This window comes from Janthinobacterium sp. AD80 (genome assembly GCF_002878455.1).
In the GTDB taxonomy this organism is placed as follows: Bacteria; Pseudomonadota; Gammaproteobacteria; order Burkholderiales; family Burkholderiaceae_D; genus Janthinobacterium.
The window spans coordinates 1-4,808 of record NZ_NRDQ01000240.1; the positions used below are offsets into that span (position 1 = coordinate 1).

Annotated in this window: 4 protein-coding genes; all 4 read right to left on the reverse strand. The window is 68.8% G+C overall.

Going from position 1 to position 4,808, the window contains the following annotated elements; all coding sequences use genetic code 11:
• Positions 1-165: 165 nt before the first annotated feature.
• Complete coding sequence (locus JaAD80_RS27795) at positions 166-1,542, reverse strand: NAD(P)/FAD-dependent oxidoreductase (RefSeq protein WP_102299369.1); 1,377 nt, start codon at positions 1,540-1,542, stop codon at positions 166-168.
• Positions 1,539-2,339: a DUF6875 domain-containing protein gene (locus tag JaAD80_RS27800; protein ID WP_146012575.1), complete on the reverse strand. Its 801-nt coding sequence runs from the start codon at positions 2,337-2,339 to the stop codon at positions 1,539-1,541. Before JaAD80_RS27800 ends, JaAD80_RS27795 begins: the two co-directional genes overlap by 4 nt.
• A gap of 149 nt (positions 2,340-2,488) precedes the next feature.
• Complete coding sequence (locus tag JaAD80_RS27805) at positions 2,489-3,832, reverse strand: MFS transporter (RefSeq protein WP_102299373.1); 1,344 nt, start codon at positions 3,830-3,832, stop codon at positions 2,489-2,491.
• Positions 3,829-4,808: thioester reductase domain-containing protein (locus JaAD80_RS27810; protein WP_180979629.1), on the reverse strand; the 980-nt coding region annotated here is incomplete at its 5' end. The genes JaAD80_RS27810 and JaAD80_RS27805, both read right to left, overlap by 4 nt.

The following is a 4,808-nucleotide window of genomic DNA, read 5'->3' on the forward strand; positions in this document are numbered from 1 at the left end:
CCGGGCTCAGTCCCAGTGCGATGGCCAGCGACAGCAGCGCCAGCGGCGACGGCGCCGCTTGCAGGGCAGTGGCGGCGACGGCCGCGCAGATGCCGAAGAAGGCGCACAGCAGCAGCGCCACGGCCAGGCGCTCCCACGCGCGGCCTTGTGAATGTACAGGATGCATCAGTTACCTCCAATCAGGGTCAGGGACAGGACGACGGCGGCGATGCCCAGCACGGCCAGGGCCAGCGCGCCCGAGGCGTGCAGGACTCTTTCCTGGCGGCGCGCCCGTTGCAGCGCGTCGCCATACGGCATGGTGGTGTGGGCGATCATGGTGTACAGGGGCAGCCAGCCGCGCGGCCACACGCGGTTGAGCAGCAGGTCGAGCTTCTTGCGGGCGACGAACCACGGCGATTGCACTTTTTGCCGCAGTTCCGTGAAGTTGGATTTCGACAGCTGCGCCAGCGCATCTGTGTGCCGGCGCCGCGCCAGCTCGTAGCTGGCAAACGCCGTGGCCGTGTCGCCCTGCGCCGTTTCCAGCGCGTTCATCAGGGTGCAGCAATCCTCGAATGCGGAATTCATGCCCTGGCCATAGAACGGGTACACGGCGTGGCAGGCGTCGCCCACCAGCACGGCCCAGTCGCCAAAGCGCCAGGGCGCCGTGCGCGTGGTGATCAGGGTGCCGGTCGGGTGGCGCGACCACTGTTCCAGCAGGCCCGGCAGCAGCGGCAGCAGGTCGGGGAAGTACTTGGCGAACAGCGCCGTCACGTCGGCCTCGCTGCGCACGCTGGCAAAACTGTCTTCGCCCTCGAACGGCAGGAACAGGGTCAGCGTGTGCGAACCGTCCTGGTTCGGGTGCGAGACGAACAGGCAGTGGCTGCGCGGCCACACGTGCAGGGCCGTCAGCTCGATGGCCGAACTGCCGTCCGCGCGCGGCGCCAGGGTCAGCTCCTTGTAGCCCCATTCCAGGTATTCCTGCTGGTAGTCGGCGCGCATGCCGTGCTGCAATTCGCGGCGCATGCTGGAAAACGCGCCGTCGGCGCCCACCACCCAGGCCGGATGGGCGCTGATGCGGCGTCCGCCCGGCGCTTCCAGTTCCAGTTCGCGCTGCGCCTTGTCGGCGCGCAGCAAACGGTGCTCGAAATGCAGTTTCACCTGCGGATGCTGCTCGGCCTGGTCCAGCAGCAGGTGGTTGAGCAGGTTGCGGTCGATTGAATGCAGCACTTCGCTGTCATCCTTGCCGTACGCCTGGTAGCGCGTGCTGCCGTCCGGCGCGTGGATGACCCGCCCGCGCATGACGACGGCATGCGCCAGCACCTGTTCCAGCAGTCCCACCATCTGCAACGCTTGCATGCCGCGCTTGGACAGGCCCAGGTTGATCGAGCGGCCCGCCGCGCTGTCCTGGCGGCGCGGGTCGGCCCGGCGTTCATACACGTCGACGCCATGGCCTTGCCGTGCCAGCGCCAGCGCCAGCAAGGAGCCGGCCAGGCCGCCACCGACGATGGCGATACGGCCGCTGCGGGCGTCGTGGGCTTGATGGATGTGGTTGGCGGCGCTCATGCCATCTCTCCCGCAGCGTCGGCATCGGTATCGGGTTCGCCCAGGCGCGCCTGCCACTGTTCGATTTCAGCGGCCACCACGCCGTCGAGCGCCTGCTCGAAGCGCGACCAGCCCAGGCTGCCCGCCAGGCGGAACAGGTAGGCGCGCAGATAGGCGGCCCGCACGGGCGCCGCGTAGGCCGTGCGCAGCAGGAAGGGCAAGTCCGAATCGACCATGTGGCGCATGGCCAGCATGGGGATGGGACTGCGCAGCGGGCGGAATTCGGCATTGCGCAAGCCGGGGCTTTCGTTGCTGGCGTGGAATTCACCGAGCATCAAGCCCTTTTCCACGAAATCCTTCTTCAGCAGCTGCTGCACTTCATCGACCACCCCCGCACCCTCGGCGCCCAGGTTGGGGAAGATCACCAGGAAAGCCTTGTTGATGGCGTCCGGGCCGCTGGTCGGTTCGGTGGCGAGGAACAGGTCGCGGTAATACAGGATCACGCGCGAGATGCTGTCGAGCGTGGGTTCGCGCTCGGCGATCTCGGCCATCCAAATGCTGTCCTGTTCCAGCGCCACGGGCACGAAGGGGCAAACGGCACCCTTGCGGCCCAGTTCAGGGTGGCTGCGGGCGAGGAAGGCGCGCATCCATTCCAGCACGCTGGCCAGCGCCGTATGGCTGGGATAGTCGCGCGCCACCTGGGAAACGCGCATCAGTCCGTAACCTGGACCGTGCGCCGCGGCGGCTTGGTTGTCGTGATGGGCGACCGGGCACTTTTTGGGCGCCGGTGCCGTGTGCAGCATGTCTGTGTCAGTCATCTTGCTTGCTCCAGTGGGTCGTGGTTGTTGCGAGGTCGTGGTCAACATCGTTGTTTATTTGTTATTGCATTGCGTTTTTGAAGAAAAAGCGTCCCCACAACGCTGCGTGGCAGCGCTTTTCCATTCAGCTTGGTACTACCGGGAAAGAATCAGGCGGGCTGCGCGTCCCCTTCGGCCGCCGGCGGCGGCTGGGTCCAGGCGTCGGGCAGCTCGTCGGCGCGGCGCAGGGCGGGGATGCTGTAGGCCAGCATGGCGACCAGGCTCATCGCCAGGCCCAGCACGATGAACATCAGGCCCATGCCGCGCCCCGCGCCCGTGCCGATCAGCTGGCCGATGGAGCCGGCCAGGGCGCCGCCCGGCATCAGCAGCGGCTCGAACACGTGTTCGGCCAGCGGCCCCGCCAGGCAGTAGCCGATGGGCATGGCCGCTTCCGACAGCACGCGCTGGATGGCGAAGCAGCGCCCCTGCAGGCCGGGCGGCACCTTGCTTTGCCACAGCGAATCGTTCGAGGCGCTGATCACGGGCAGGGTCAGGAAGAAGATGAAGCCGGCCGCCGTCACCAGCACGAACGATGGCGCCAGGCCGTGCGCGGCCAGGGCCAGTCCCGCCAGCAGGGAAAAGCCCAGCACGCCGTTGATGCGCTTCTTCATGCCGCCCGATGCCGCCATCAGCACGCCGCCCAGCAGCAGGCCGGCGCCGCCGATCGACATCTGCACGCCCAGCAGGGCCGGATCGGCCATCGACAGCACCAGCGGCGTGATGGTGATGGCGGCGATGCCGAACAGGAAATTGCAGGTGCCGAACACCAGCAGCAGGCCGAACAGGCTGTTGCGTTCGCGCACATAGCGCCAGCCCGTCGCCGCTTCGCGCCACAGGCTTTGTCCTTCGCTTTCCTTGCTGCGCGGCGGACGGGGGATGCGCGCCATCAGCATGGCAATGAAGGCGGCCACAAACGACAGGGCGTCGATCAGCAGCACGCCGGGCAGACTGATCAGGCTCACCAGCACGCCCGCCAGCAGCGGTCCGGCCACCTGGGCGATGGCGCCGCCTGTCTGCACCAGGCCGTTGACCCGGCTCAGCTGGCCGTGCGGCACCAGCAGCGGGATGCTCGACGCGTAGGCGGGGCCGTGGAAGGCGTTGGCCAGCGCCGTGGCGCCCACGCACAGGTAAATGTGCCAGATGGCCAGCTGGCTGTTCATCAGCAGGGCCGCCAGCACCAGCTGGGCGCTGGCCGAGACGATGTCGCAGCACAGCATGATGCGGCGCCGGTCCCAGCGGTCGACGAGGGCGCCCGCGAACGGCGCGATCAGCAGCGCCGGCACGGCCATGGCAACGAAGATCAGCGCGAACTGGGTGGTCGACCCCGTCGTGCGCAAAACCCAGATGCCCAGCGCAAAGCTGGACAGGCGCGAGCCGATGCCCGACGTCATCTGGCCGAACCAGATTAGCAAAAAGTCGCGCAAGCCCGCATAGCGGCGAGTGGAGGTGGTCATGCGCAGGCCCTTTCTTGTGGTGTGGCGCCGATGGCCGGCAGGTAGCCCTGCCGGTGCATATAGGCGAGGTAGGTGGCGAACAGGGCGCCGTCGGCCGGCGGGCAGACGTGGCCCAGCGCGGCGGCCATGCGTTCGGTGGCGCCGCAGTCGAAGCCCGGCTCGCGCGCGTCCGCCTGCTCCGGGAACAGGGCGGCGAAGCTGGCCAGGGCATTTGCCTGGCCTGCGCTCACGGCCTGCTGCAGGGCCGCGCGCCATTGCGCGTAATCGACCAGCCGCACCGGGTGGCCGGCGGCGCGCAAGCCTTCCACCAGGGCGCTGGTCGGCAGGCGCGCGGGATTGAGGAAATGCCAGGTGCCGTCGGCGCCGGCGCCGTTCTGCGCCAGCACGCGGCAGGCGATGACGGCGCTGACGTGGTTGACGGGCGCCATGTCGTAGCTGGCGCCGGCGATGTCGGGCACCATGCCCAGCTGCGCGCAGCCCTTGACCCAGCTGCTGAAATAGTCGCCCAGGTTGGCGCTGCCGCTGCCGCTGTCGCCCGTGATGCGGGCCGGCCGGTACAGCGCCACGGGCACGCCGCGTGCGCGCGCCGCCAGGGCCAGCTGTTCCGCCACCCATTTGCTCTGGTTGTAGCCGCCTTGCTGGCTGTCGGCCGTGGGCGGCGCGTCGCTTTCGCGCACCGTGGCATCAAGATAGTCGGCGCTGACGTACACGCCCAGGGTCGAGACCATGTGCACGGCTTTCAGCGGGCCCGTGGTGGCCAGGCGCAGCACTTCCAGCGTGCCGCCCACGTTGGCCGGCGCCAGGCTGGCATATGGCGCGAGGAAGTTGACCTGGCCGCCGTTGTGCACGATGGCGTCCGCCTGGCTGGCCACGGTGGCGTAGCCGTCGTCCGTCAAGCCCAGCCGCGGCGCGGCCAGGTCGCCCGGCAAGGGCGTCAGGCGCGCCGCATCGCTGTCCTGCCACAGGCCGTACTGCC

Excerpts from the sequence above, each read along its gene's own strand:
- JaAD80_RS27805 (WP_102299373.1), bottom strand. The coding sequence starts at position 3,832 with ATGACCACCTCCACTCGCCGCTATGCGGGCTTGCGCGACTTTTTGCTA.
- JaAD80_RS27800 (WP_146012575.1), bottom strand. The coding sequence starts at position 2,339 with ATGACTGACACAGACATGCTGCACACGGCACCGGCGCCCAAAAAGTGC.
- JaAD80_RS27795 (WP_102299369.1), bottom strand. The coding sequence starts at position 1,542 with ATGAGCGCCGCCAACCACATCCATCAAGCCCACGACGCCCGCAGCGGC.